A 1,045-nucleotide genomic window follows, 5' to 3' on the forward strand; every position below is an offset into this window, starting at 1 on the left:
CAATATCTTTACCCTTCATACCCTGCAACAGATGCTTCATTACGTTGTATTCGCGCGAGGACAGCCGCGCTATTTGCGCTGATTGAGGTGCCATTTCGTCGACGGCTGGTACACCGGACCAGCAAAAAAAACTTTCATCATTAGCACGTACTGTTCTAAGCGCATTGGCCACTTCCATCAATGACGCCGCTTTACTGATAAAACCATGGGCGCCCATTTGCCGGCAGCGTTCGGTCATTTCGCTTGAAGTCTGCCCAGTGAAGACCACGATTTTGACGGGAATTTGTAGGGCCGCTAATTGCTGCAATATCGACAGGCCGCCCCTATCAGGCAGGCCGAGATCCAAAATAACGATCGAAGGCTCATGCGTCTCAACCAGCGCCACAATCTCGGCCCCGTCGCCCACTTCCGCCACCACGTTGTAACCCTCACTAGAGAGCAGCAATCGCAGAGCCATCCGGATAGGAGGATGATCATCGACAATAATTACACGGTTATTCATTCTGCTTCTCCTTCCTTGAGCAGCTCTTCAACCAGTTCGGTTGAAAGGCCGATTGAGGCTGCGCCCGCGCCTTCAAAAGTCGATGCACGGAATAAGGGTGCGCAGTACGTGGGTATTCACATCTTGGACCCGCCACACGTGCTGATCTGAGCGATCGGTAAAACGCTCGATCTCATTCGAACGCTTATCCGAATCGGAAACCAATACGTGTTTCAAACGGGCATTACCCAAGCAGAAATCAAACCAGTACATATTGCGTTTGGTAAAAATACTAGCGCTGACTATCAGTAAGTCGAAACGTTCAGCAAGACTGGGAGAATAATGCGTCAGCGCAATCAACTCCTCAAAACAGCTCGCGGTCGTCGTACGGTAGTAGCCCAATGCGGTCAGTGATCTCTCGACAAAACGCCGTTGCTCAATGTCTTGATCAACCACTAACGTCCTCATCTTCCTAGCCGACACAAGAGGCAAAACCATCTTAATTACTCGTTGAATGAAGAGATAAACAACGGTAGCGGCTAACCCTATTCATGCCTATAAGAC

The 1,045-nt window shown here is 50.0% G+C and carries 2 protein-coding genes; both read right to left on the bottom strand.

Features of this window, described 5'->3' with window-relative positions; all coding sequences use genetic code 11:
- The coding region (locus ACFT9I_RS40335) for a response regulator transcription factor (RefSeq protein WP_382572893.1) at window positions 1–502 on the bottom strand (502 nt) is incomplete at its 3' end.
- Between the two features lie 72 nt (window positions 503–574).
- Complete coding sequence (locus tag ACFT9I_RS40340; protein WP_382572894.1) at window positions 575–937, bottom strand: hypothetical protein; 363 nt, start codon at window positions 935–937, stop codon at window positions 575–577.
- Window positions 938–1,045 lie beyond the last annotated feature (108 nt).

It is taken from the genome of Streptomyces sp. NPDC057137, assembly GCF_042670825.1.
Classification (GTDB): domain Bacteria; phylum Actinomycetota; class Actinomycetes; order Streptomycetales; family Streptomycetaceae; genus Streptomyces.